Origin of the sequence: Mycobacterium europaeum (assembly GCF_002102155.1) — a bacterium.
In the GTDB taxonomy this organism is placed as follows: domain Bacteria; phylum Actinomycetota; class Actinomycetes; order Mycobacteriales; family Mycobacteriaceae; genus Mycobacterium; species Mycobacterium europaeum.
Genome location: NZ_LQOU01000039.1, coordinates 13,912 through 38,825, shown reverse-complemented (window position 1 = coordinate 38,825; position 24,914 = coordinate 13,912). Strand labels below are relative to the sequence as shown.

Sequence of the window (24,914 nt, the reverse complement as noted above, 5' to 3'; positions counted from 1 at the left end):
TTCTCGCGTGGCGTTGCCACGCCGATTGGGGCGCCGGCTCGCGGTTCCGGCCGGGCTAACCTGCCGAGTCATCTGCCGAGCCTAGCGCGCCCCAGGGTTTCATAGAGGGTACTTTGATTTGGCTGAGCGTCCCGCCTATCATTTCTGCCAAGGAGGGATCCCGCATGGCTAAGCCGCCGTTGTCGATGACACCAACCGGCTGGTTCCAGGTCGCCTGGTCCGACGAGATCGGCGTGGGCGACGTGCACACGATGAAGTACTTCGGGCAGGAGATGGTCGCGTGGCGGGCCGAGTCCGGTCAGCTCACCGTGATGAACGCCTACTGCGAGCACCTCGGCGCGCATCTGGGTTATGGCGGCACGGTCGTCGGCGAGGTGTTGCAGTGCCCGTTCCACGGCTGGCAATGGAGCCAGGAGGGCCGCAACGTCTGCATTCCCTACCAGGACCGGCCCAACCGGGGCCGTCGCATCCGCACCTACCCCGTGGTGGAGCGCAACGCCTCGGTCTACATCTGGCACGACGTCGAGCGCCGTGAGCCGTATTTCGACGCGCCGGACGTCTTCGCCGCGTTCGGCGACGGCAGCAGCGCCGACGACTACTACCCGCAGCAGCGGTTGTATCGGCAGGCCTTGGAGCTGCATCCCCAGTACGTGCTCGAAAACGGGGTCGACTTCGCGCATTTCAAATTCGTGCACAACACGCCCATCGTGCCCGTGTTCACCCGTCATGACTTCGCCGAACCGGTGTCGTTCGTCGACTTCACCATCACGTTCGAAGGTGACGACGGGCAGAAGATCGAGGACGTCAACAGCGGTGTCGAGGCCATCAACGGCGGCTTGGGCATCGCGGTGACCAAGAGTTGGGGGATGATCGACAACCGCACCATCTCCGCGGTCACCCCGGTCGACGAGTTCACCTGCGACGTCCGGTTCATGGTCTACATCGGCCGGACGCCGGGTAAAGACCCCGACCGCGCCGAGCGCAAGGCGGCCGAGTTCGGCCGCGAAGTGATCCGGCAGTTCGAACAGGACATCGAGATCTGGCGGCACCAGCGCTACTCGGACCCGCCGGCACTGGCCACCGACGAGTACCAGGGTTTCACCGCAATTCGCAAGTGGGCCAAACAGTTCTACCCCGAGGCGTTCGCATCACAGGAAGGCTCAATGCAATGACCAGCGCACCGATCCGCGTGTTCCAGGTGGCCACCGGAAACGTCGGTTCGGAGATGATCAAGCGGATCGCGACCCAGCCCGACCTGGAACTCATTGGCGTGCACTGCTATTCGCCGGAGAAGATCGGGAAGGACGCCGGCGAGCTCGCCGGTGTGGCGCCCAACGGGGTGAAGGCCACCGGCACCATCGAGGAGATCATCGCCGCCAAGCCGGACGTACTCACCTTCCACGGCGTGTTCCCCGACGAGGACCTCTATGTCAAGGTGCTCGAGGCGGGCATCAACGTCGTCACCACCGCCGACTGGATCACCGGCTGGCACCGCGACAAAAACCATCCGCACCCGTCGGGCAAGCCGGTGAGCCGGCTACTGGCCGAGGCCTGCGAAAAGGGCGGCGCGACGTTCTACGGGACCGGGATGAACCCGGGCCTGAACCAGATTCTGGGCGTGGTGTGTTCGGCCGACGTCGCCGACATCGAGAACGTCACCACGATCGAATCCGTGGACGTGTCATGCCACCACTCCAAGGACACCTGGATCGAGGTGGGCTATGGCCAGCCGGTCGACGATCCGGAAATCCCGGCCAAGCTGGAGAAGTACACCCGCGTGTTCGCCGACAGCGTGCTCATGATGGCCGATTGCTTCGACCTGCCCCTCGACGAGGTGAAGTTCAGCTACGAGCTCGGCGCTTGCACCAAGGACGTGGATCTGGGCTGGTACACCCTGCCCAAGGGCTCGCTGGGCGGCAACTACATCAAGTACCAGGGCATGGTGGACGGCGTGCCCCGGGTCGAGACGCACCTGGAATGGCAGATGACCCCGCACACCGACCCGAGCTGGAACATCAAGGGCTGCTACATCACCCAGATCAAGGGCGACCCCTGCATCTACAACAAACACATGATCTTCCCCAAGCCCGGCGTCGACCTGTCCAACCCGGACAACTTCGCCTCCATCGGCATGACCGTCACCGGCATGCCGGCGCTGGCCTCGATCAAATCGGTCGTCGCGGCGCCGCCGGGACTCATCACCAGCGCCGACCTGCCACTGCGCGGGTTCGCGGGGCGGTTCAAGATCTAGGTCAAGGGTCCGCAAGCCGTTCCGGGTGGTGGTAGTCGTTGGTGCCCGGGCCGCGGCCCTGTTGCGGCGGCGGTATCCATTCGGTGCGCCCGTTCGGGAGTCTCCTTGTCCGCCAGCCCCTGTCGATCAGCTTGTGGTGCGGCGTGCAGGCGAACGCGATGTTGTCGGCGTCGGTCGGGCCGCCGGTGGCCCAGTCGTCGAGATGGTGGACCTCGCACCAGTAGCCGGGCGCATCACAGCCGGGATGCGTGCAGCCGCGGTCCTTCGCGTACAACACGATACGCTGGTCCGGCGTGGCGATTCGCCGCGTCCGGCCGAGATACAGCGGGCGCCCGGAGTGTTGATCGAAGACGGCCAGATAGTGGTAGGCATGGCGTGCCATCCGGATCACGTCGCGCATGGGGAGCACCGTTCCGCCGCCGGTGACCGCCCGCCCGGTGCCCGCCGTCAGCTCCTGCAGCGTGGTGGAGACGATGACGGTGACCGGCAACCCGTTGTGCGCGCCCAGTTTCGGATCGCCCAGTCGGCCCCGGACCAACGCGTTGAGCGCGTCATGCTGGCGCTGCGCGTGGCTGCGCACGTCGCCGCTCGCCGACTCGTCGCTGGGTTCGCCGTCGACACAGGGCTTTTCGTCGTCCGGGTTGCACGCGCCGGGCGCGGCGAACCGCGCCAGCCAGGCATCCAGGTTGGCCCGCAACTCCGGGGAAGCGACCAGTTTGCCGATGCTCATCCCGTCGATGCGCTGGCCACTCCAGGTGAATCCGCGCTGCCGGGCGCGGTCGGCGCCGGAGAATTTTCCGTCGGGGTTGATCCGCACCGCGCACTGGTTCGCGACCTTCTGCAACTGGTCGGGACGCAGGCCCACCGCCTGCCGGGCCAGGAAACGCTCGGCCGCATCCACCTGATCGGCGGGTGTGGCGTCTGGCAGGTCGCGTACGAAGGTCTGGATCACCCGCAGGTGCTGACCATCAAGAAGGCCGTTCCGCCACGCCCGGGCGGTGGCCGGCAACTCCGGCGGCAGCACCTCGCCGGTCAGGGTCAGGCGCGTCGATAGCTGTCTCGCGTCCCGAACTCGACGGCATGCCTCGGCATAGCTGATCCGCAACCAGTCCCCGATGACCTTGTGAACCGGCCCGCCCAGGTCGCCGGGATCCTCGCGCGCCAGCCCCGCGATCAGGTCATGACTCGTCGCGACCTGCCGCCGGCGCGAGGTCTCGAGACACTCCAGCACCCGCAGCCTGACCACCGGGCTCAGCGCGTCAAAGTTCAGCTCGCGGAGCGCCGCGTCGGCCGCGTCCCGCGCCTCCAGGGCGGCGGCCACCTCCGACGGAAGCTCGATCGAACCCATGTTCGAACACTATCGGGGAGCCTCCGCCGAGCACCACCGAGAAAGCGACCGCTGTGGATAAACACCCGACTGTGGATGAATCGGCCCGGTCTAGGGTGAACCTCATGCGGGTAGGCGTCTTGGGAGCCAAAGGCAAGGTCGGTTCGGCGATGGTGGCCGGCGTGCAGGCCGCCGACGACTTGACGCTGTCCGCGGAGGTGGACGCCGGCGACCCGCTGAGCCTGTTCACCGACTCGGACACCGAGGTGGTCATCGACTTCACCCATCCCGACGTGGTGATGGGCAACCTGGAGTTCCTGATCGGCAACGGGATTCACGCCGTCGTCGGCACCACCGGCTTCACCGCCGAGCGCATGCAGCAGGTCGAGGCGTGGCTCAACAAAAAGCCCGACACCTCGGTGCTGATCGCGCCCAACTTCGCGATCGGCGCGGTGCTGTCGATGCATTTCGCCAAGCAGGCGGCGCGTTTCTTCGAGTCGGTGGAGGTGATCGAGCTACACCACCCGCACAAGGCCGACGCCCCGTCCGGTACCGCCGCGCGCACCGCGAAGCTGATCGCCGAAGCGCGAAAAGGCCTGCCGCCCAACCCCGATGCCACCAGCACCAGCCTGCCCGGCGCGCGCGGCGCCGACGTCGACGGCATCCCGGTGCACTCGGTGCGGCTGGCCGGGCTGGTCGCCCACCAGGAGATCCTGTTCGGCACCGAGGGGGAGACGCTCACCATCCGTCACGACAGCCTGGACCGCACCTCGTTCGTGCCGGGCGTGCTGCTGGCGGTGCGGCGCGTCAAGGAACGGCCCGGCCTGACCGTGGGGCTCGAGCCCCTGCTCGACCTGCAGTGAACCGGCGATGAGCGCCGCACTGCGCACCCAGTTGCTCATCGCGTTCATGTGCGTCGCGATGCTGGCGTACTTCGTGTTGCTGGGGCGGATGGCCGTCGCGCTGATCGCCTCGGGCCGGGCGGCCGCCGTGGGGCTGGGCCTGGCGGTGTTGATCATGCCCGTGATCGGGCTGTGGGCGATGATCGCGACCCTGCGCAACGGGTTCGCCCACCAGAAGCTGGCCCACCTGATCGCGGCCGACGGCATGGAGCTCGACACCAGCGCGCTGCCACGGCGGGCCTCGGGCCGCATCGAGCGGGACGCCGCCGACGCACTGTTCGCCGAGGTGCGCACCGAAGTCGAAGACCACCCCGATGATTGGCGGCGCTGGTACCGGCTCGCCCGCGCGTACGACTACGCGGGGGATCGCCGCCGGGCGCGGGCAGCGATGAAGACGGCGCTCGAATTGCAGGGCCGCCCATGAGCAAGACGCTGCTGATCGTCCACCACACACCGTCCCCGCACTGCCACGAGATGTTCGAGGCGGTCGTCTCCGGAGCCACCGATCCGGAGATCGAGGGTGTCGAGGTCATCCGGCGACCCGCGCTGACCGTGTCGCCGGCCGAGATGCTGAGCGCCGACGGCTATCTGCTGGGCAGCCCCGCCAACCTGGGCTACATGAGCGGGGCGCTCAAGCACGCGTTCGACTGCGCCTACTACCAGCTGCTCGACTCGACGCGCGGGCGCCCGTTCGGCCTTTACCTGCACGGCAACGAGGGCACCGAGGGCGCCGAGCGCGGCGTCATGTCGATCACCACCGGCCTGGGCTGGACGAAAGCCGCGGAGACCGTGGTGGTTTCGGGCAAGCCGGACAAGGGCGACCTGCAGGCCTGCTGGGAACTCGGCGCGACGGTTGCCGCCCAGCTGATGGACTAGGAGAATTCCGGCCGGAACGCCTCGGCCGGCTGGGCCAGGGCCAGTGCCGAGCTGGTGCCGATCGGGCCGTGCCGGTCGAACAAGGTGGCGGCGCCGGTGGCCACCCCGGCCGTGCCGTAATGGCTTTGCGCGGCCAGGCCCAGGTACTCACCGTCGGGCAGGCGGCTGGCGGTGACCGTGTAGTCGGCGTTGATGTAGCGCAATCCGCCGGTGCCCCAATGGGTCAGCGAACTGGTGACGTCACCGACGAAGGCCAGGCGGGTGAACGGGGTCAGTGGGTGGCCCTGCACCATCGGGCGAAACAGCCGCGTCCAGGCGAACTTCTGGGAATGCGACTGTTCCCACTCGCCGGCCGCGATGCCCGGACTTCCCGCCGCGGTGGCCCCGTAACCCCAGATCAGAAACGGCATCTCGGCCGGGAAACCCTCGGAGTCGGCCGGCAGCGGCGGCATCGTCAGGGGTGCCGACCACACCGCACCGTCGGGATGTTCCCCGCGCCGCAGGAACAGCGCGCTGGCCCGCGCGACGGTGTTTCCGTTCTGCACCAGGGCGCCGTCGACCAGCTTGATCCGCCGGCCTTCCCGCTGCACCGAGGTCCGGATCTGCACGGGTTCGAGCAACGCCGGACGGAGCAGGTCGACCGTGAGGCGGGCCGGCTGGAAGTCGGGCTCGATGCCGGATCGTTCTATGCCCCAACCCAACAGGCCGCCGACGATCTGGCCCCCCATCGCGGCGCCCCACGGCCCCCGGGTCATCGCGCCCGGGACATACGAGTCGCCGTCGACGGTGAAGAATGCCTCGGGCGTAACGGCGGAATCATTCGTCACCGCTATGACGATAGGACACTCCGACGGTGAAACCTGCGCGGGCGTCAGGCGCGGGTGGGGATCGCCACCCGCAGCGCGGTCCCGCCACCGGGCGGGCTGGCGATGTCGAGGTGACCGCCAAGCGCTTCGACCCGGTCTGTCAATCCGACGAGCCCGGATCCGTTGCGGCTGTCGGCGCCGCCGACTCCGTCGTCGCGGATGGCGACCGTCAGTTGCGACTCGTCGGTTCGGGCGTCGACGTCGACGAGTGAGGCGTGCGCATGCCGGGCGGCGTTGGTAAGTGCCTCCGCCACAACGTAATACACCGCGACCTCGGCAGACTCGGGAATCTGTTCGTCCAGGGCCAGGCGCACGGTGACCGGTACGGGGCAGCGGCGGGCGAGCGCCTCGAGCGCCGGTCCGAGCCCGCCTCTGGACAGGATCGCCGGATGGATCCCCCGGGCGAGCTCCTGGAGATCGGCAGATGCCGCGTTCAAACCCGTCACGACGGCCGAGATTTCGTCCTTCAGCGGACCCAGTTCGGGCGGAACCCCGGCCTCGATCGAGCGCAGTTGCAGGGCAAGCGATACCAGACGCTGCTGCGCCCCATCGTGCAGATCACGCTCCAGGCGGCGGCGGGCGTCGTCGGCGGCCGTGACGATCCGTGCTCGGGACGCCGTGAGCGCCGCGTGGGCTTCGGCATTGGCAACGGCGACGGCAACGAGTTCGGTGAACTCGCCGATCCGCTGTTCGGTGTCCGGCGGCAGCGGCTCCGCGGAGGAGCCGACGACGGCGACACCCCACAGCCTGCCCTCGACCACGATGGGCGCCCCCACGCCGCTGCGCAATCCGAGGCGGCGAATCAGCGCAGCCACGTCACCAACCGCCGTGTCGTGACTGTCCATTCGAGCGGGTTGACCGGAATCGGCCACCATCGCGCCGATGTTCTGCCCGTCCAACGACCAGCGGCTACCGACGGGCATCCGCGCCACCTGAACCGGGTCGTCGCGGCCCGCGACAAGCGTTGCGGTGCCGTCGCTCTCGTAGCGCCAGAGTGCGGCATTGGCAACGCCGAGCGACCTGGCCAGCTCGTTGGCGACGGCCGGGAAGACGTCCGATGGCCGAACGCCGCGCGCGACCAGGGTCGCGACCCGGCGCAGCGCGGCTTGTCGGTCGGCCAGCGCACCGAGCTCGTCGCGGCTCGCCTCGGCGTCTCGCCGCCGCTGTTCGGCGTCTGCGGCGTGCGCTCGTGCGGTGCGCGCCAAGGCGTTTGCCGCCAGGCCGACGACCACGAAGACCAGCAACGCCGTCCAGTCCTGGGGCTGGGTCGGCACCATCGTGCTGTCCGGCCAGTTGCGAAAGTAGACGAAAGCGAGCGCGCTGAGGGCCGCGGTGGCGGCGGCCAGTCCGGCGCCCCAGCCGGTAGCGACGATCAGGACGCCGATCAGGTAGAGGACGCCGAAGGCGTTTTCTTCGGCGAGTGTCTTCAGCAGCAGCATCACGGAGGTTTCCACCGCAATGCAGGCGGCGGCGACCGCGACGCCCAGCGGCGTGGGTAGCGGGTTCCGCGACAGCGACCTCGAGCCGAGGCGGGACAGGTTCTCCGACTTGGCTTTCGGCACCGGTCAGCGGGCCTTCAGGAAGGTGACGACGGCACGAACCCGCCGGTGATCGTCCGGGGTCTCGCGCAGCTCCAGCTTGGTCATGATGCTGCGGACGTGCTTTTCGACGGTGCCCTCGGTAACCCACAGGCGGCGGGCGATGCCGGCGTTGGAGCGCCCTTCCGCCATCAGGGCAAGGACTTCCAACTCCCGTGGGCTCAGCACGGCCAGCGGATCGTTGCGCGTGCGCGATTCGACCAACTCCTGGACCAGCGCGGGATCGACCACACACCCGCCGTCGGCGATCCGGCGCAGCGTGTCCAGGAAGTCGTCGACATCGGTGACCCGCGTCTTCAGCAGGTAGCCGACGCCGCGGCCGCTGGCCAGGAGTCGCGTCGCGGGCTCGACGTCCACGTGGGCGGACAAGATCACCAGTCCGGCGGCCGGCAGCTCGTCGCGGATGGTCATCGCGGCGTCGAGTCCTTCGGTGGTGCCCGTCGGCGGCATCCGGATGTCGACGATCGCCAGGTCCGGCTTTTCCCGGCGGACCAGCTCGAGAAGGCTCGCGGCGTCACCGGCCTGGCCCACGACGCGGTAGCCCGACCGCGTCAGCAGGCTGGCCAGCCCCTCCCGCAACAGCACGTCGTCGTCGGCGAGGACGACGCGCACGCCCGGCTTGTCCGACTCCACCTGATCCCGGTCCTCTCGTCTGATCCGCACCGGCTGTGCTGAGCGTAATTGCAGCCAGCGGGTACGGCCGCGGTCAGGCTGGCCGTCCCGCAAGACGGGTGTCAGCACCGACGACACCGACCCGGCGGCGCGTGAGCCTGGGGTCATGAAGACGACCACCGCTTCTCCGGCCAGTATCCGCGCCGCGGGCGGCCGGTATCTGGCGAGGTCCGTGCTCCACGTGGCCGAGACGCTCGCCTTCAACGCGGCCGTCTTGTCGGCGGGAGTTCGGCTGACCGGATTGGGCTTGTCGGAGCTGTGTCTGCTGGTGCTGCCGCCGATGATGGCGGGCTCCGGGGCCGTCCTGACGTTCTTGGCGCTCGACGGGATGCTCTTGCGGTCAGAGGCGGCCGAGGCCGCTGTCGACCGCACACCCGATCTGGTCAGTGGAACCCGGTAGTGCGCGTCGCCGTCCGCTTATGTATGGGGCGGGCAGCCGCCGGGTGAGGAGGAGTCGTCAGGTGATCGTCGAGATACTGCTCGCCGCCGCTCTGGCGCTGAGCTGCGGTGGCGGGGCGCCGGTCCGCGCCGACCCCAGCGTCTTCGGCACCCTGGGCTGCGCCTGCGCGGACAGGCCTTCAGGCGGCGGCCCGGTTCAACAACACGACATCGACCGCGGGATCGCGGACGGTCTTTCCGGGTGGCCGCCGGGACCACCGCGCTGATCCGGTCGCCCCGTTTCGGGCCCTGGGGACGGACCGCCTACTACGCTCGCAGCGGAACGTGACTGTTCTTTGTGACGGAGGTCGAGACGTGACGCAGCGGGGCGCAGTCCTCGACATTTCCCGGGACAACAACCCGTTCCCCACGACCGGCGTGATTCGCGGCGCCGACGGCATCCCGCGCTACGACGATCTGCCGGCCACCCTGCTGGACATGCTCGCCGAACACGTCGAGCGGCGCCCGGACGGCGAGGCGGTGGTCGAACTCGGCGCCGGGCGACTGACCTACCGCCAGCTGTGGGACCGGGCGGCGCGCGTGGCCGGCGGGCTCCGCGCGGCCGGACTGCGACCGGGTGACCGCGTCGCGGTGCGCTACCCCGCGGGCATCGACTGGGTGCTGGCGTTCTGGGGCACGGTGATGGCCGGCGGCGTCGCGGTCGCGGTCAATACGCGCTCGGCGCAACCGGAGGTCGAGTTCGTGCTCTCCGACTCGGGGGCGACGCTCGACCTGGCCGCCGACACGCCGTTGCCCGACGGCCGGCCGTACGTGACCGAGCAACTCGGTCCCGCCGACGTGGCCGCGCTGTTCTACACCTCGGGCACCACCGGCCACCCCAAGGGCGTGCCGACCACCCACGAGGCCTTCCTCACCAACACCGAGAACGCCATTCGCTGCCTCGACCAGCCCCGGGATCTCGGCGAAGCGATGCGCACGCTGATCTCCGTGCCACTGTTCCACGTGACCGGGTGCAACTCGCAGCTGCTGGCGGCCACCCGGCTCGGCGGCGCCTCGGTGATCATGCCCGCCCTCGACCTGGCGGGGCTGATCGCCACGCTGAGCGCCGAGCGCATCTCCGTCATGGTCACCGTCCCGGCGATCTACGCATTGATGTTGCGGCACAACAGCTTCGCCGACGCCGACGTCTCCGGTGTGCGCTGGGTGGGGTACGGCGGCGCCCCGATCGCCCCGTCGCTGGTGCGGGCGGTGAAGAACGCCTTCCCCCAGGCCACGGTGTTCAACGGCTACGGCATGACCGAGACGGCCTCGCTGATGACCGTCCTGCCCAGCCGCGACGCCGTCGAGCACGCCGACTCGGTCGGCTACGCGGTGCCGTCGGTCGACCTGGGCCTGGTCCCGTTCGGCGGCGATGAGCCGGGAGTCGGCGAGCTGGTGGTGCGCGGCGCCAACGTGACCGCCGGCTACTGGAACCGCCCGGAGGCCACCGCGGCCACCATCGTGGACGGCTGGCTGCACACCGGCGACGTGGTGCGCGTCGACGACGCCGGCCGGGTCCACATCGTCGACCGGCTCAAGGACATCATCAACCGCGGCGGTGAGAACGTCTCCAGCGTCGAGGTGGAAGCCGTGCTCCTGGCGGCGCCGCACGTCGCCGACGCGTGCGTGCTCGCGGTTCCCGACGACATCATGGGCGAGAAGGTGGGTGCGGTGCTCTTCGGCGGCGCGGACGAGATCGACGTGCCGGCGGTGCTCGACCACTGCCGCTCGCAGCTCGCCGACTTCAAAGTGCCGCAGTACGTCACCGTGGTCGATGGTGCGCTGCCGCGCAACGCCGGCGGCAAACTGCTCAAAGGCAAACTCCGTGAGCAGGTGCGGTGGGGGGACCCGCTGCGATGAGCGCGACCGTGCTGGTCGCCAACCGCGGCGAGATCGCGCTCCGCATCATCCGCACGGCAACCGAACGGGGCATGCGCACGGTGGCCGTCTATGCCGAGGACGATGCCGAGAGCCCGCACGTGCACGCCGCCGACGAGGCGATCGGCCTGCCCGGTGCCGGACCGCGAACGTACCTGGATCAGCCGGCGATGCTGGCCGCGGCAAAGGCTGCCGTAGCCCAGCTGATCCACCCGGGCTACGGGTTCCTCAGTGAGAACGCCGAATTCGCCCGCGCCTGCGCCGGCGCCGGGTGCACGTTCGTGGGGCCGGACGCCGACGCGCTCGAGCTGGTGGGCAACAAGTCCGCCGCCCGCGGCGCCGCCGTCGCCGCCGGGGTGCCGGTGTTGCCCGCGACCGACGGGCCGAGCAGCATCGCGGACGTCGAGGCGTTCTTCGCCGCCCAGGGCGGCGCCATCATGATCAAGGCGCTGGCCGGCGGGGGCGGGCGGGGGATGCGCACGGTGCGCAGCGCCGATCGGATCGGCGACGCCTACCAACAGTGCGCCGCCGAGGCGCAGCTGGGCTTCGGCGACCCGGCGTTGTTCGCCGAGGCGCTGCTCGACGGTGCCCGGCACATCGAGGTCCAGGTGGTCGCCGCCCCGGCGGGGCACCAGACCCGCGCGCTCGCGCTCGGCGACCGCGACTGCAGCATCCAGCGGCGCTATCAGAAGCTCGTCGAAATCGCGCCCGCGCAAGGGCTTTCCGACCGATTGCGGCGGGACCTACACCAGGCCGCGGCCCGGCTGTGCGCGCGCGTCGCGCTGCGCGGGCTGGCCACGGTCGAATTCCTGGTCACCGGTGAGGACTTCGTGTTCCTGGAGGTCAACCCGAGAATCCAGGTGGAGCACACGGTCACCGAGGAGACGACCGGCGTCGACCTGGTGGCCGTCCAGTTGGGCATCGCCGCCGGCGCCTCCTTCTACCAGCTCGGCCTGCCGGCCGGAATCGCCTCCGACGGCACCGAGGTCATCGGCGAGCCCGCCGCGCACCGCGGCATCGCGATCCAGGCGCGGGTCAACGCGGAGACCTTCGTCGCCGACCTCTCGGTCGTCCCCTCCGCCGGCACGCTCACCGCCTTCTCGCCACCGAGCGGGCCGGGGATCCGGGTCGACACCTACGGCCGGGCGGGACTGTCTGTCAACCCGCACTACGACTCGCTGCTGGCCAAGGTGGTCACCCACGTGCACGGACCGTCAACCGAGGCCGCGCTGCGCAAAACCCGGACCGCGCTGGCCGAGTTCGGCATCGAGGGCGTCCGCACCAACATCGATTTCCTGCGCGAGCTGCTGAGCGACCCCGCGGTGGAATCCGGCTGCGTGAGCACGGGTTTCGTCGACGACAAGCTGCCCGAGCTGGCCGCGGCCGCGGCGGCGCACCACCACGAGGTCCCCGTTGCGCCGGTCGAGCTCTACCCCGGCGAGGACGTACTGCGGGCGCAGCTGGCCGGCACCGTGGTCGAGGTGGCGCCCGAGGGCGCCGAGGTTCACGCGGGCGGTCAGCTCGTCATCCTCGAAGCGATGAAGATGCAGCACGTCCTCGTCGCGCCGGATGCGCTGCGGACCGCGCGCAACCTGGTGGCCCCCGGGCAGGTGGTCGGAACCGGTGATCCGTTACTGGTCTTCACCCGCACCGGCACCGCCGGCGGTGGCGATTCGGCAACGGCCGCAGCGGATCTCGATCGGCCGCGCGCCGACCTCGACGAGGTGCACCGGCGGCATCAGCTCACCCTCGACGAGGGCCGCGAGGCGGCGGTTGCCAAGCGGCACAAGCAAGGTCGTCGCACCGCCCGGGAGAACATCGCCGACCTGATCGACCCCGGCAGCTTCGTCGAGTACGGCGCGCTCGCGATCGCGGCGCAGCGCAGCAGACGTTCGGAGGAGGACCTGATCGCCAACACGCCGGCCGACGGACTGGTCGCCGGCCTGGCCGCGATCGGCGCGGACCGCTTCGGGCGAGCGGCGGCCGAGGCCGTCGTGGTGTCCTACGACTACACCGTGCTGGCCGGCACGCAAGGCATGCGCAACCACGCCAAGACCGACCGCGCGTTCGACCTGGCCGCCCGAAAGCGGTTGCCGGTGGTGCTGTTCGCCGAGGGTGGCGGCGGCCGGCCGGGCGACACCGACGTCGGCGGCGCCGCCGGGCTGGACGTGCCGACCTTCCGGATGCTCGCGGCGCTGAGCGGCCGGGTCCCGCTGATCTCGATCGTGTCGGGCCGGTGCTTCGCCGGCAACGCCGCGCTGGCCGGGGTGTGCGACGTCATCATCGCGACCCCGGACGCCAACATCGGCATGGGCGGCCCGGCCATGATCGAGGGCGGCGGCCTGGGGGTGTATCCGCCGGAGGCGATCGGGCCGATCGGCGTGCAGCGGCGCAACGGCGTCGTCAGCCTCGTCGCCCGCGACGAGGCGCACGCGGTCGCGCTGGCCAAGCAGTACCTTTCGTACTTCCAGGGCACGGTGGGCGATTGGGCCGCACCGGATCCGCGGTTGGCCCGGCATGTGGTGCCGCAGAACCGGTTACGGGCCTACGACGTGCACCGGGCGATCGAGGCGATCGTCGACTCCGGCTCGGCGTTGGAGCTGCGGCCCGACTACGGCGTCGGGATCGTCACCGCGCTCGTCCGCGTCGAAGGGGCGCCCTACGGGCTGATCGCCAACAGCACCCATCACCTCGGCGGCGCCATCGATGCCGAGGCTGCCGACAAGGCCGGCGACTTCCTGGCCCTCTGCGAATCGTTTCGGCTGCCGGTGATTTCGCTGTGCGACACCCCGGGCTTCATGGTCGGCCCCGACGCGGAGACCCAGGCGGCGGTCCGGCGGTTCGGGCGCATGTTCGTCCTGGGTGCGCGGCTGACCGTGCCGGTCGGGATGATCATCCTGCGCAAGGGCTACGGGCTCGGCGCCATGGCGATGGCGGGTGGTTCGTTCCGCGCCCCCCAGTTCACCGTCGCCTGGCCGACGGGCGAGATCGGTGGGATGGGCCTCGAGGGCGCGGTACGCCTCGGCTTCAGCAAGGAACTGGCAGCGGAGGCAGACCCGGCGAAGCGCCAGGAACTGTTCGACAAGCTGGTGGCGGCGGCCTACGAGCACGGCAAGGCGCTGCGCGCGGCCACCACGTTCGAACTCGACGACGTCATCGACCCCGCGGACTCCCGGGCCTGGATCGCCAGGCTCCGGGAGTCGCCGGGTCGACCCGATCAGGCGTGGCCGGAACCGCAGCCGACACCCGGCAGACAACCCTGACCGCCGGGGATCCCGCCGGGCCCCGCATTCTGGCCGCCGGAGCCGCAGCCGACGCCCGGGACGCAGCCCTGGCCGCCCGGACCGCCGCCGGGCCCGTTGAACTGGCCGCCGGAACCGCAGTTGCCGTTGGCGTCACAGCCGCCACCGCCCGGATCGTCCTTGAACACCACGTGCGTCGGCGCCGCCGACGGCGCGGGCGCCGAGGCGTGGGAATCGGTCATGGCGATCGGTGCGACCGCGATTGCCGCGGCGGCCGTCCCGCCCACCACCAGTCTTTTCGCGAGGGTTAATTTCGAGAACATGCGGGTCGCATACCACGCGCATACGCGTGTAAAACATCCATGTAGCGAACGGGCAACCGTTGGCATTCGCGCAACGGAAGGCGCATCACGATGACCTCACTGGATCTGACCGGCCGCACCGCGATCATCACCGGCGCCTCGCGCGGGATCGGGCTGGCGATCGCGCAGCAGCTCGCGGCCGCGGGGGCCAACGTGGTGCTCACCGCCCGCAAGCAGGAGGCCGCCGACGAGGCCGCCGCGCAGGTGGACGGCAACGCCCTGGGCGTCGGCGCGCACGCGGTCGACGAGGACGCCGCCCGGCGCTGCGTGGACCTGACGCTGGAGCGCTTCGGCAGCGCGGACATCCTGGTCAACAACGCGGGCACCAACCCCGCCTACGGCCCGCTCATCGACCAGGACCACGCCCGGTTCACCAAGATCTTCGACGTCAACCTGTGGGCGCCGCTGCTGTGGACGTCGCTCGTGGTCAAAGCGTGGATGGGCGAGCACGGCGGCGCGATCGTCAACACCGCCTCCATCGGCGGCCTGCACCAGTCCCCGGCCATGGGCATGTACAACGCCACCAAGGCCGCGCTCATCCACGTCACCAAGCAGCTCGCGCTGGAGCTCTCGCCGCGCATCCGCGTCAACGCCATCGCCCCGGGGGTGGTGCGCACCCGGCTCGCCGAGGCGCTGTGGAAGGACCACGAGGATCCGCTGGCCGCCTCGATCGCGCTCGGACGCATCGGTGAGCCCGCCGACGTGGCCGGCGCCGTGGCCTTCCTGGTCTCCGACGCCGCGAGTTGGATCACCGGCGAGACCATGGTCATCGACGGCGGCCTGCTGCTCGGCGCCGCGCAGGGCTTCCAGGTACGGCCGCAGGGCTAGCGATGAGCTCCGAAGACCTGGCGGTGGACCTCAAGGCGCGGGTCCAGGCGCTGCTGGACGAGCACGACCCGGCCACCACCGACCCGCGCGAGTTCCTTGGCGCGCAATACGACGCGGGCCTGGCCTGGGTGCACCTGCCGCACGGTTTCGGCGGGCTGGACCTGCCGCGCAAGGCCCAGGAAACCGTCGACGCCCAACTGGCCGCCGCGGGCGCGCCGGTGGGCGGCACGGCGAAGAATTTCATCGGGATGGGCATGGCGGCCCCCACCATCGCGGCATTCGGGACGGACGACCAGAAGCGAAAGTTCCTGCGTCCCTTGTTCACCGGTGAGCAGGTTTACTGCCAGCTGTTCAGTGAGCCCGGCGCGGGCTCGGACCTGGCCGGGGTGGCCACCCGGGCGGTCCGCGACGGTGACGACTGGATTGTCAACGGGCAGAAGGTGTGGACCTCGATGGCCCAGCACGCGCAGATGGCCATCCTGGTCGCCCGCACCGACCCCACCGTGCCCAAACACGCGGGCCTGACGTATTTCCTGTGCGACATGACGCAGCCCGGCGTCGAGGTGCGACCGCTGCGGCAGATCACCGGCGAGGCGGAGTTCAACGAGGTGTTCCTCACCGACGCCCGCGTGCCCGACGCCAACCGGCTCGGCCCGGTCGGCGGCGGCTGGCGGGTCGCGACCACCACCCTCAACAACGAGCGCGTCGCCATCGGCACCCGCGCGGGGACACCGCGCGAGGGCGGGATGATCGGGCAGGTCGCCCGGGTGTGGCGGGATGAGCCGGGGCTGCGCAACCCCGGGATGCACGACGAGCTGATGCGGCTGTGGGTCGACACCGAGGTCCTCCGCCTGGCCGGTGAGCGGCTGCGACAGCAGGCCCAGGCCGGCCAGCCGGGACCGGAAGGCGCGGGCATGAAGGTGGCCTTCGCCCGGCTCGCGCAAGCCATTTCGGGCTTCGACATCGAGCTCCACGCCGAGTCCGGCCTGCAGTACGACGACTGGACCATGCGCAGGACCGAAGTCGTCGATCTGATCGGACGCGAGCCCGGGTACCGATACCTGCGTGCCCGCGGCAACTCGATCGAGGGCGGCACCTCGGAGATCCTGCGCAACACCATCTCCGAGCGCATCCTCGGCCTGCCCGGCGAGCACCGGGTCGACAAAGACGTCGCCTGGAAGGATTTGGACCGGTGAGTGACCTGCTCTATTCCGACACCGAGGAGGCGTTGCGGGACAGCGTCCGGCAGTTGTTGGCCGACCGCTGCCCGCCCGAATCGGTGGCACGCGCCTACGACCCGGAACCGCAGGACTTTTCGGGTGTTTGGCGGACGCTGGCCGCCGACCTGGGCGTGGCCGGGCTGCTGGTCCCGGAGTCACTCGGCGGGGCGGGCGCCGGTGCCCGGGAGGCCGCGGTCGTCATGGAGGAGATCGGGCGGGCCGTCGCGCCGGTGCCGTTCCTGTCCAGCGCGGTGCTGGCCACCGTCGCGCTGCTGCGCGCCGGCGATACCGAGACCGTGTCCGCCCTGGCGCAGGGCGAGCTCACCGCCGCGTTGGTGGTGCCGCTGTCGACCGCACCCGGCGATCCCACGACCGCGGTGAGCGGCGGCGCCGACGGGCTGAGCGGATCGGTCACCAGCGTCGCCGGCGCCGCCGAGGCCGACGTGCTCGTGGTGCCGGTCGCCGGCCCGGACGGGCTGGAGCTGCATACCGTCCCACGCGCGGCCGCCGGTGTGCGGGTGTCCCCGCTGGTCGCGTTGGACATGACGAGACCCCTTGCCGACGTGAGCTTTTCGGCGGCGGCCTCGTCACGCGTCGGGCCGGCGGACGGGCCGGTCGCCGAGGCGCTGCGCACCGGGGCGGCCCTGCTCGCGTCGGAGCAGCTCGGGGTGGCCCAGTGGTGTTTCGACACCACCCTGGCTTACGTCAAGCAGCGCAAGCAGTTCGGCCGCGCGATCGGCTCCTACCAGGCGGTCAAGCACCGGCTGGCCGACCTGTGGTTCGAGGTCGGGGCGGCGACGGCGGCGGCCCGCTACGCCGCCGACACGTGCGCCCGCGACGACGAAGACGCCGCCGTCGCCACCGCCCTCGCCCAGGCCTATTGCAGCGGCATCGCCGTGCACGCGGCCGAGGAATGCGTCCAGCTGCACGGCGGCATCGGCATGACGTGGGAGTATCCCGCGCACCTCTACCTCAAGCGAGCCAAGAGCGACGAGCTGATCTTCGGCACCGCCTACCGTCACCGCGCCCGGCTGGCCGAATTGGTCGACCTGCCGCCGAGCTAGGCGAGACCTGCGCCGCCGGGCGGCTCAGCGCGGCAACGCCGAACCGAACACCTCGGTCATGGCCTGCCAGTGCCGTTCGGCGGCCGCTGGGTCATACGGCGCGTTGTCGGGAACCGCGAACCCGTGACCAGCCGGATACCACTCGATGGTGTGCTGGACGCCGGCCGCCGTCAGCGCCTTGTCGAGTTGCTCGGCGTCGTCGCGGGTGAAGGACGTGTCGTCTTTGGCGCCGCCCACGTAGACCGTGGCGCTGATCCGGTCGGCCAGCAGGTGCGGGCTGTCCGCGGCGTCGGTCACCAGGCCGCCGCCGTGGAACGAGGCCGCCGCGGCGACGCGTTCGGGCACCCGGCCGGCGACCACCAGCGACGTGCGCCCGCCCATGCAGTAGCCGCACACGCCGAAGCGCTCCCCGGACACCTCGGGCCGGGCCGCCAGGTAGTCGAAGAAGGCGCCGGCGTCGCCGGCCATCTTGTCCGGGGTGACGCTGCCGATCATGCCGAACAGCCGCCTGCGCTCCCGCTCGTCGCCGAACACGGTGGCCATGTCGAACGGTGCCCAGTCGCCGCTGCGGTAATACACGTCGGGCAGCAGCACGGCGTAACCGAAACCGGCCAGCTTCGCGGCCATCTGGTCGAAGGTGCCGCGCAGCCCGCCGGCATCGGGGTACATGACCACGCCCGGCCAGGGGACCTGGCCCTCCGGGCCATCCGGTGTGAAGAAGTGGACCGTGCAGGCCCCGTCAGCGGTGGTGATGGTGTCGATGATCTTCGGCATGGCACCCGTTCTACTCCTGGCCCCGAGAGCTAAGCTGGCCGCGTGCCGATCCCGACGCCCTACGAGGACCTGCTGCGCCTGGTGCTCGAGCGGGGCACGGCCAAATCCGACCGCACCGGCACCGGGACCCGCAGCCTGTTCGGCCAGCAGTTGCGCTACGACCTGTCGGCCGGTTTCCCGCTGCTCACCACCAAGAAGGTGCATCTCAAGTCGGTCGTCTACGAGTTGCTGTGGTTCTTGCGCGGTGACTCCAACGTGGCCTGGCTGCACGAGCACGGCATCACCATCTGGGACGAATGGGCAAGTGAGACAGGCGATCTCGGTCCGATCTACGGCGTGCAGTGGCGGTCCTGGCCGACGCCGACGGGCGAGCACGTCGACCAGATCAGCGCGGCGCTGGAATTGCTGCGCACCGATCCGGACTCCCGGCGCATCATCGTGTCGGCGTGGAACGTCGGGGAGATCCCGCAGATGGCGCTCCCGCCGTGTCACGCGTTCTTCCAGTTCTACGTGGCCGACGGCCGGCTGAGCTGCCAGCTCTATCAGCGCAGCGCCGACCTGTTCCTCGGGGTGCCGTTCAACATCGCCAGCTACGCATTGCTCACGCACATGATGGCCGCCCAGGCCGGCTTGGCGGTCGGCGAGTTCGTCTGGACGGGCGGCGACTGCCACATCTACGACAACCACGTCGAGCAGGTGCGCACCCAGCTCGGCCGCGAACCGCGACCTTACCCGGAACTGCTACTGGCGCATCGTGATTCGATCTTCGACTACACCTACGACGACGTCGTGGTGAAGAACTACGACCCGCACCCGGCGATCAAAGCCCCCGTCGCCGTATGACGCGCCTGGGTCTGGTGTGGGCTCAGTCGACGTCCGGCGTCATCGGCCGCGGTGGCGACATCCCGTGGCGGGTGCCCGAGGACCTGGCCCGTTTCAAGGAGCTGACGCTCGGGCACACCGTGGTGATGGGGCGGCGGACGTGGGAGTCGTTGCCGGCGAAGGTGCGGCCGCTGCCGGGCCGCCGGAATGTCGTACTCTCGCGGCGGAGCGACTTCGTGGCCGACGGGGCGGAGGTCGTCGATTCGCTCGAGGCCGCCCTCGCGCGTGCCGAGGACGAGCCGCAGACCTGGGTGATCGGCGGCGAGCAGGTCTATCTGCTCGCCTTGCCGCGCGCCACCCGGTGCGAGGTCACCGAGGTCGAAGTCGACCTGCGGCGCGACGACGACGACGCGCTGGCGCCGGTGCTCGACGACAGCTGGATCGGTGAGACGGGGGAGTGGCAGGTCAGCCGCACCGGGCTGCGGTACCGGCTGCACAGCTACCGTCGGGCATGAGCCCCGGTCCCCGCGACCGTGACATACTCGGACGCGGGGGTCGGTCTCACGAGGTCACCACACGTTGCCAGAAGGGGGAATTGGCAGTGATAACCGAACCCGCAAAAACGTTCAACCGCATGTTCAGGGGCTACGACCCGGCCGCGGTGGACGCGCACATCGAGATGTTGGCCACCAAGCAGCAGTTGCTGCTCGACGACGTGGAGAACCTGCGGACCCGGCTGAAAGAGGCCGGCGACGAGACGGCCGCGTTGCGCAAGGAGGTCGCCGTCCTCACCGACACCTCGCCCTCACCGCACGCGATGCAGCGCCGGATGGCGAAGATGCTCAACCGCGCGGTCGACGAGGTGGCCGAGATGCAGGCCGAGGCGCGCAGCGAGGCGGACGCGCTGATCGCGGCGGCCCAGGCGGAGATCGAAGCGGCGCAGCGAAAGCACGAAGAGGAGTTGGCGGAGATGGCCGCCCAACGAAAAGCCATGGAAAACGATTACGAGGAAACCAAGAAGCAGCTCGAGGCCGAGCTGGCCGGCATGCGCGCCGAGACCGAAGCGGCGGTCGACAAGGCCTGGCGCGACGCCCAGCGGGAGGCCGATCACTACCGGGAGCAGGCCCGGCGCGCGGCGGACGAGGCGATCCAACAACGGATCAACGTCCTCGAGCAGCTGATGGGCGTGTACCGCGACCTCGAAGCGGTCCCGGCCGCGCTCGAGTCGGCCTACCAAGAGCAGAAGAACGCGCCGGAAGCCAGCGTCGTGGTGCCGCTGGACGGGAAGGTCAACACGGCCTAGCCGCGTCGCCGCCCGCCGCTGTCGCACCCGAGCGGTATTCTCGGCGCCGTGTCGATCCGGACCCCCAGGCTGTCGGCCGCGCAAGCCCGGCGGATCGCCGTTGCGGCCCAAGGCTTTAGCGAGCCGCCGCCGTCCGGCCGGATCACCCGTGCCCACCTGAAGCGGCTGATATCGAGAATCCAAGTGCTGCAATTGGATTCGGTGTCGGTCGCGGTGCGCGCCCATTACGCCCCGGTGTTCAGCCGACTCGGCCCCTACGACCGCGACGTGCTGGACCGCGCCGCCTGGGGCCCGCGGTCGTCACGGCTGCTGGCCGAGTACTGGGCGCACGAGGCCGCGCTGATGGCGGTCGACGACTGGCCGCTGCTGCGCTGGCGGATGCGCCAGTACCGGCACGGCCGCTGGGGCACCCACGTCGTCAAGGCCAATCCCCGACTGGCCGAGGACGTCGTCGCCGCCGTCGCCGAACTCGGCCCCAGCACGGCCGGGCAGATCGAGGCGCACCTGGCCTCCAAGTACGCCGCGCCGCGCCGGAAGAAGGGCGCATGGTGGAACCGCAGCGACACCAAGTGGGTCGCGGAGGCGCTGTTCGCCGCCGGCGTGCTCACCACCGCCACGCGAGTGGGCTTTGCCCGCCACTACGACCTGGTGGAGCGGGTGCTGCCGGCGAGCGTGCTGGCCCGCGAGGTCGACGACGCCGAGGCCGTCCGGGAACTGACGCTGCGGGCCGCCACCGCGCTCGGCGTGGCCACCGAAGCCGACATTCGTGACTACTTCCGCCTGTCGGCCCAGCAGGTCAAACCGGCCTTCGCCGACCTGGTGGCCGCGGGGGAGATCGAGCCGGTCGAGGTTGCCGGCTGGCCCGCGCCGGCCTACCTGCGCGCCGGTCGGGCGGTGCCGCGCACCGACCGCGGCACCGCGCTGCTGTGCCCGTTCGACCCGCTGATCTTCTTCCGGCCCCGCGTCGAGCGGCTGTTCGGGTTCCACTACCGCATCGAGATCTACACCCCGGCCGCCCAACGCCGATACGGCTACTACGTGTGGCCGCTGCTGATGGACGGGCAACTGGTCGCCCGCGTCGACCTGAAGGCGGACCGGGCCGGCGACACGCTGCGCGTCGTCGGCGCGTTCGGCGAACCCGACACCCCGCGACCGCGCGTGGTCGAGGCCATGGCCGGCGAGCTGCGGTCCATGGCGTCCTGGCTGGGCCTGGGCGGGTTCAGCGTCGCGACCCGGGGCGACCTGGCCGCCGACCTGCGGGCGGCCGGCTGATGCGGGCAACGGACAAGGAGCTCAAAGACACGCTCTGGAAGGCGGCCAACAAGCTGCGCGGTTCCCTGCCGGCGAGCCACTACAAGGACGTCATCCTCGGGCTGGTGTTTCTCCAGCACGCGTGCGACGCGCAGTGGGAGTTGTTGAGGCGCAACGCGAAATCGCCGGCGATCGGCCGGCTCGTCGACGACGCGATGGGCACCCTCGCGCTGCCGCGGCTGTGCGAGGGGCTCGACCGGCGCCGGCTCGGTGAGCTGCTCTGCCTGCTCGACTCCGCGCGATTCGGCGAACGGGGCCGCGGCCGCGACCTCATGGGTGAGGTGTACGAATACTTCCTGGGCAATTTCGCGCGCGCGGAAGGCCGGCGCGGCGGCGAATTCTTCACCCCGCCCAGCGTGGTTCGGGTGATCGTCGAGATGCTGGAACCCGCAGGCGGGCGGGTCTATGACCCATGCTGCGGCTCGGGCGGGATGTTCGTGCAGACCGAACGGTTCGTCGCGCAGCACGCCGGCGACCCCGCGGACGTCACCATCTGCGGACAGGAAAGCGTCGAGCAGACCTGGCGGATCGCGCGAATGAACCTCGCCGTGCACGGCATCGACAACACCGGCCTGGGCGAGCGCTGGGGTGACACGCTCCTCGAGGACCAGCACGCCGGCGTGCAGATGGATTACGTGATGGCCAACCCGCCGTTCAACATCAGGGATTGGGCACGCGACGAAGACGACCCGCGCTGGCGCTTCGGCGTCCCGCCCGCCGCCAACGCCAACTACGCATGGATTCAGCACATCCTGTCCAAACTCGCCCCCGGCGGAAAGGCCGGGGTGGTGATGGCCAACGGTTCGATGTCGTCGACCACGCTCGGCGAAGGCGACATTCGCGCCCGGATCGTCGACGCCGACCTGGTCTCGTGCATGGTCGCGCTGCCCGCCCAGCTGTTCCGCAGCACGTCGATTCCGGTGTGCCTGTGGATCTTCGACACGGACAAGGGCGAGCGGTCCGGGCAGGTGCTGTTCATCGACGCCCGTGGGTTCGGCCACCTGGTGAACCGCGCCGAGCGCGCGCTGGCGCACGGGGAAGTCGCCCGCCTCGCCGACACCTATCACGCCTGGCGCGGATCGCGCGCGGCCGCCGCGAAAAACCTCGGCTACCAAGATGTCCCGGGGTTCTGCGGCTCCGCATGCCTCGACGACATCGCCGCGGCCGGCTACACCCTCACGCCCGGCCGCTATGTCGGTGCGCCCGCCGCCGCCGACGACGGCGAGCCGGTAGCGGACAAGATCACCCGGCTGACTGGCGACCTGCTGGCCGCGCTCGACGAATCCGCCCGTCTGGACGATGTCGTGCGCCGGCAACTGGAGCGCCTGCGGTGACAGCCACGCTGGGTGACCACCTGGTCTTCAGCAACGGTAGCAGCGCACCGCGGCGCGCCCCGCGCGGACGCTTTCGCGTCTATGGCGCCAACGGGGCCATCGGCTACTGCAACGAACCCAACGCGGCCGGTCCGCTGATCATCCTGGGACGCGTCGGGGCGCAGTGCGGAAGCCTGCGGTATTGCGACACCGACGTCTGGGTCACCGAGAACGCCGTGGTATGCCGGGCGAAAGACCCACGCGAGACGCGGTATTGGTACTACGCGTTGCACACCTGCCGGCTCGGCGATCACCGCTGCGGATCGGGGCAGCCGCTGCTCAGCCAGCGGGCCCTGCGGGCCGTGGCCGTGCGGAGCGTGGGGGCGCCGCGGCGCCGCGCCGTCGCCGAGTTGCTCGGTTCCCTCGACGACAAGGTATCCGCCAACGCGCGGGTGATCGAGACCGCCGAGAACGTGATGGTGGCCATCGCGGAGTCGGCCCGCGAGCGCGTGCCGCTGTCCGCCCTGGCGAGCCGCGCCACGGAGTTCCTCAACGTGGCCGAGTTCGACGAGGTGGTCGCGCACTTCAGCCTTCCCGCGTTCGACGACGGGGCGAACCCGCGCGTCGTGCCCGCCGAGTCCATCCGGAGCGGCAAGTTCCTGTTGTCGGAGCCGTGTGTGTTGTTCGCGAAACTGAACCCCCGGATCCCGCGGATCTGGAACGTGGTCAGCCTGCCCTCGGAAATGGCCTTGGCCAGCAGCGAGTTCGTCGTCCTTACCCCGAGCGGCGTCGACGCGTCGGCCCTGTGGGCGGCCGTGCGGCAGCCGGACGTCTCCGAACGACTGCAACGTCGGGTCGCCGGAACGTCGGGCAGCCATCAGCGGATCCAGCCCCGCGAGCTGCTGGACGTTGCTGTCCCGGACGTCCGGCGCCTGCCCGCCACGGCCCGGCAAACCATCACCGGCCTGGGAGCGCTGTGCCACGCGCGCCGCACCGAAAGCGTGCGGTTGGCCGCGCTGCGCGACGCGCTGCTGCCGGTGTTGATATCGGGTGAGCTGTCGGTGCGGTCACCGCGTTAAGGTGAGCGCCGTGGCCGAGACCGCGCCGCTACGCGTGCAACTGATCGCCAAGACCGAGTTCCTGGCGCCGCCGGACGTGCCGTGGACCACCGACGCCGACGGCGGCCCGGCGCTGGTCGAATTCGCCGGCCGAGCCTGCTATCAAAGCTGGTCGAAACCCAATCCGAAGACCGCGACCAACGCCGGCTACATCAAGCACATCATCGACGTCGGGCATTTCTCGGTGCTCGAGCACGCGAGCGTGTCGTTCTACGTCACCGGCATCTCCAGATCGCTCACCCATGAGCTGATCCGGCACCGGCATTTCTCCTACTCCCAGCTCTCACAGCGCTACGTGCCCGAGGGTGATTCGCGAGTCGTCGTGCCCCCGGGCATGGAAGACGACCCCGAACTGCGGCAGATCCTGACCGAGGCCGCCGACGCCGGCCGGGCCGCCTACACCGAGCTGCTGGGCAAGCTCGAGGCGAAACTCGCCGCGGGCGAGCCCAACGCGGTCTTGCGCCGCAAACAGGCGCGCCAGGCCGCCCGCGCCGTGCTGCCCAACGCGACCGAGACCCGCGTCGTCGTGACCGGCAACTACCGGGCCTGGCGGCACTTCATCGCGATGCGCGCCAGCGAGCACGCCGACGTGGAAATCCGGCGGCTGGCCATCGAGTGCCTGCGCCAGCTCGCCGGCGCCGCGCCGGCGGTGTTCGCCGACTTCGAGATCTCGACGCTGGCCGACGGGACCGAGGTGGCCACCAGCCCGCTGGCGACCGAGGCCTGAGTTTCCCGCCGGACCTCCGCGC

The 24,914-nt window shown here is 70.3% G+C and carries 25 protein-coding genes; 19 read left to right on the top strand and 6 right to left on the bottom strand.

Features of this window, described 5'->3' with window-relative positions; translation table 11 throughout:
* Positions 1–164: 164 nt before the first annotated feature.
* Positions 165–1,172 carry an aromatic ring-hydroxylating dioxygenase subunit alpha gene (locus AWC03_RS17785; protein WP_085242042.1) on the top strand — a complete coding sequence of 336 codons (1,008 nt, stop codon included), beginning with the start codon at positions 165–167 and terminating at the stop codon, positions 1,170–1,172.
* Positions 1,169–2,251, top strand: coding sequence for an NAD(P)H-dependent amine dehydrogenase family protein (locus tag AWC03_RS17780; protein ID WP_085242041.1), 1,083 nt, complete (start codon positions 1,169–1,171; stop codon positions 2,249–2,251). Before AWC03_RS17785 ends, AWC03_RS17780 begins: the two co-directional genes overlap by 4 nt.
* Position 2,252: 1 nt before the next feature.
* Here the strand turns inward: AWC03_RS17780 and AWC03_RS17775 are convergent, their stop codons facing one another.
* The gene (locus AWC03_RS17775; RefSeq protein WP_085242040.1) at positions 2,253–3,599 is read right to left on the bottom strand and encodes an HNH endonuclease signature motif containing protein; all 1,347 of its coding nucleotides are present in this window, start codon (positions 3,597–3,599) and stop codon (positions 2,253–2,255) included.
* A gap of 104 nt (positions 3,600–3,703) precedes the next feature.
* Here AWC03_RS17775 and dapB point away from each other — a divergent pair, with 104 nt between their 5' ends.
* Genes dapB through AWC03_RS17760 form a run of 3 tightly spaced genes read left to right on the top strand, consistent with a single transcriptional unit; the run spans position 3,704 to position 5,356 of the window.
* The gene (gene dapB / locus AWC03_RS17770; RefSeq protein WP_085242135.1) at positions 3,704–4,441 is read left to right on the top strand and encodes a 4-hydroxy-tetrahydrodipicolinate reductase; all 738 of its coding nucleotides are present in this window, start codon (positions 3,704–3,706) and stop codon (positions 4,439–4,441) included.
* 7 nt (positions 4,442–4,448) lie between these two features.
* Positions 4,449–4,904 carry a hypothetical protein gene (locus tag AWC03_RS17765; RefSeq protein ID WP_085242039.1) on the top strand — a complete coding sequence of 152 codons (456 nt, stop codon included), beginning with the start codon at positions 4,449–4,451 and terminating at the stop codon, positions 4,902–4,904.
* Complete coding sequence (locus tag AWC03_RS17760) at positions 4,901–5,356, top strand: flavodoxin family protein (protein WP_085242038.1); 456 nt, start codon at positions 4,901–4,903, stop codon at positions 5,354–5,356. The genes AWC03_RS17765 and AWC03_RS17760 overlap by 4 nt, the downstream gene beginning before the upstream one ends.
* Here AWC03_RS17760 and AWC03_RS17755 read toward each other — a convergent pair.
* The 3 genes from AWC03_RS17755 to AWC03_RS17745 are packed head-to-tail and all read right to left on the bottom strand — an operon-like array spanning position 5,353 to position 8,600.
* The gene (locus AWC03_RS17755) at positions 5,353–6,183 is read right to left on the bottom strand and encodes a thioesterase family protein (protein ID WP_085242037.1); all 831 of its coding nucleotides are present in this window, start codon (positions 6,181–6,183) and stop codon (positions 5,353–5,355) included. The genes AWC03_RS17760 and AWC03_RS17755 overlap by 4 nt on opposite strands.
* Before the next feature lie 44 nt (positions 6,184–6,227).
* Positions 6,228–7,784 carry a GAF domain-containing sensor histidine kinase gene (locus AWC03_RS17750; RefSeq protein ID WP_085242036.1) on the bottom strand — a complete coding sequence of 519 codons (1,557 nt, stop codon included), beginning with the start codon at positions 7,782–7,784 and terminating at the stop codon, positions 6,228–6,230.
* Between the two features lie 3 nt (positions 7,785–7,787).
* Positions 7,788–8,600 (bottom strand): response regulator transcription factor, encoded by an 813-nt coding sequence (locus AWC03_RS17745; RefSeq protein ID WP_085242035.1) that lies wholly within the window; start codon positions 8,598–8,600, stop codon positions 7,788–7,790.
* Here AWC03_RS17745 and AWC03_RS17740 point away from each other — a divergent pair.
* From AWC03_RS17740 to AWC03_RS17725, 4 genes are all read left to right on the top strand, one after another.
* A complete protein-coding gene (locus tag AWC03_RS17740) occupies positions 8,599–8,892 on the top strand; it encodes a hypothetical protein (RefSeq protein WP_085242034.1) in 294 nt (97 codons plus the stop codon). The genes AWC03_RS17745 and AWC03_RS17740 overlap by 2 nt on opposite strands.
* Positions 8,893–8,953: 61 nt before the next feature.
* Positions 8,954–9,157 carry a hypothetical protein gene (locus tag AWC03_RS17735; RefSeq protein ID WP_085242033.1) on the top strand — a complete coding sequence of 68 codons (204 nt, stop codon included), beginning with the start codon at positions 8,954–8,956 and terminating at the stop codon, positions 9,155–9,157.
* A gap of 88 nt (positions 9,158–9,245) precedes the next feature.
* Positions 9,246–10,790, top strand: coding sequence for a class I adenylate-forming enzyme family protein (locus tag AWC03_RS17730; protein WP_085242032.1), 1,545 nt, complete (start codon positions 9,246–9,248; stop codon positions 10,788–10,790).
* A complete protein-coding gene (locus AWC03_RS17725; RefSeq protein ID WP_085242031.1) occupies positions 10,787–14,071 on the top strand; it encodes an acetyl-CoA carboxylase family protein in 3,285 nt (1,094 codons plus the stop codon). Before AWC03_RS17730 ends, AWC03_RS17725 begins: the two co-directional genes overlap by 4 nt.
* Here the strand turns inward: AWC03_RS17725 and AWC03_RS17720 are convergent.
* Complete coding sequence (locus AWC03_RS17720) at positions 14,026–14,373, bottom strand: PE-PGRS family protein (protein WP_085242030.1); 348 nt, start codon at positions 14,371–14,373, stop codon at positions 14,026–14,028. The genes AWC03_RS17725 and AWC03_RS17720 overlap by 46 nt on opposite strands.
* 90 nt (positions 14,374–14,463) lie before the next feature.
* Here AWC03_RS17720 and AWC03_RS17715 point away from each other — a divergent pair, with 90 nt between their 5' ends.
* From AWC03_RS17715 to AWC03_RS17705, 3 genes are read left to right on the top strand one after another with little or no spacing between them, the layout of a single operon-like run.
* Entirely contained in the window at positions 14,464–15,240 is a 777-nt protein-coding gene (locus AWC03_RS17715; RefSeq protein WP_085242029.1) for an SDR family oxidoreductase, read from the top strand.
* A 2-nt stretch (positions 15,241–15,242) separates the two neighbouring features.
* Positions 15,243–16,436, top strand: coding sequence for an acyl-CoA dehydrogenase family protein (locus tag AWC03_RS17710; protein WP_085242028.1), 1,194 nt, complete (start codon positions 15,243–15,245; stop codon positions 16,434–16,436).
* On the top strand, positions 16,433–17,524 hold the full coding sequence (locus AWC03_RS17705) for an acyl-CoA dehydrogenase family protein (RefSeq protein WP_085242027.1): 1,092 nt from the start codon (positions 16,433–16,435) through the stop codon (positions 17,522–17,524). The genes AWC03_RS17710 and AWC03_RS17705 overlap by 4 nt, the downstream gene beginning before the upstream one ends.
* A 24-nt stretch (positions 17,525–17,548) precedes the next feature.
* Here AWC03_RS17705 and AWC03_RS17700 read toward each other — a convergent pair whose 3' ends face one another.
* Positions 17,549–18,298, bottom strand: a complete 750-nt coding sequence (locus AWC03_RS17700; protein WP_085242026.1) for a dienelactone hydrolase family protein — start codon at positions 18,296–18,298, stop codon at positions 17,549–17,551.
* A gap of 42 nt (positions 18,299–18,340) precedes the next feature.
* Between AWC03_RS17700 and AWC03_RS17695 the strand changes: the two genes are divergently transcribed.
* The 7 genes from AWC03_RS17695 to thyX all read left to right on the top strand — a co-directional run bounded on the left by AWC03_RS17695 (position 18,341) and on the right by thyX (position 24,892).
* On the top strand, positions 18,341–19,141 hold the full coding sequence (locus AWC03_RS17695; protein ID WP_085242025.1) for a thymidylate synthase: 801 nt from the start codon (positions 18,341–18,343) through the stop codon (positions 19,139–19,141).
* Entirely contained in the window at positions 19,138–19,635 is a 498-nt protein-coding gene (locus AWC03_RS17690) for a dihydrofolate reductase (protein WP_085242024.1), read from the top strand. Before AWC03_RS17695 ends, AWC03_RS17690 begins: the two co-directional genes overlap by 4 nt.
* A gap of 86 nt (positions 19,636–19,721) precedes the next feature.
* Complete coding sequence (locus AWC03_RS17685) at positions 19,722–20,423, top strand: DivIVA domain-containing protein (protein ID WP_085242023.1); 702 nt, start codon at positions 19,722–19,724, stop codon at positions 20,421–20,423.
* Between the two features lie 18 nt (positions 20,424–20,441).
* Positions 20,442–21,695 carry a winged helix-turn-helix domain-containing protein gene (locus AWC03_RS17680; protein WP_211279251.1) on the top strand — a complete coding sequence of 418 codons (1,254 nt, stop codon included), beginning with the start codon at positions 20,442–20,444 and terminating at the stop codon, positions 21,693–21,695.
* A complete protein-coding gene (locus AWC03_RS17675) occupies positions 21,695–23,068 on the top strand; it encodes a type I restriction-modification system subunit M (RefSeq protein ID WP_085242022.1) in 1,374 nt (457 codons plus the stop codon). Before AWC03_RS17680 ends, AWC03_RS17675 begins: the two co-directional genes overlap by 1 nt.
* A complete protein-coding gene (locus AWC03_RS17670; protein WP_085242021.1) occupies positions 23,065–24,126 on the top strand; it encodes a restriction endonuclease subunit S in 1,062 nt (353 codons plus the stop codon). Before AWC03_RS17675 ends, AWC03_RS17670 begins: the two co-directional genes overlap by 4 nt.
* A 10-nt stretch (positions 24,127–24,136) precedes the next feature.
* Positions 24,137–24,892 carry an FAD-dependent thymidylate synthase gene (thyX, locus tag AWC03_RS17665; protein ID WP_085242133.1) on the top strand — a complete coding sequence of 252 codons (756 nt, stop codon included), beginning with the start codon at positions 24,137–24,139 and terminating at the stop codon, positions 24,890–24,892.
* Positions 24,893–24,914 lie beyond the last annotated feature (22 nt).